Origin of the sequence: Janthinobacterium sp. KBS0711 (genome assembly GCF_000988085.1) — a bacterium.
GTDB classification, from domain to species: domain Bacteria; phylum Pseudomonadota; class Gammaproteobacteria; order Burkholderiales; family Burkholderiaceae_D; genus Janthinobacterium; species Janthinobacterium lividum_E.
In genome coordinates, this window is record NZ_LBCO01000015.1 from 1 (window position 1) to 291 (window position 291).

1 rRNA gene is annotated in these 291 nt (G+C 52.9%); it reads left to right on the forward strand.

Annotated features, from left to right (window positions below):
• Positions 1-291, forward strand: a 23S ribosomal RNA gene (locus tag VM94_RS27755); the annotation flags it as partial.

A 291-nucleotide genomic window follows, 5' to 3' on the forward strand; every position in this document is an offset into this window, starting at 1 on the left:
GATATGGTAGGAGAGCGTTCTGTAAGCCTGCGAAGGTGTCTTGTAAAGGATGCTGGAGGTATCAGAAGTGCGAATGCTGACATGAGTAGCGATAATGGGGGTGAAAAGCCTCCACGCCGTAAGCCCAAGGTTTCCTGTTCAACGTTCATCGGAGCAGGGTGAGTCGGCCCCTAAGGCGAGGCAGAGATGCGTAGCTGATGGGAAGCAGGTTAATATTCCTGCACCGTCGTATGATGCGATGGGGGGACGGATCGCGGAAGGTTGTCTGACTGTTGGAATAGTCAGTTTCTG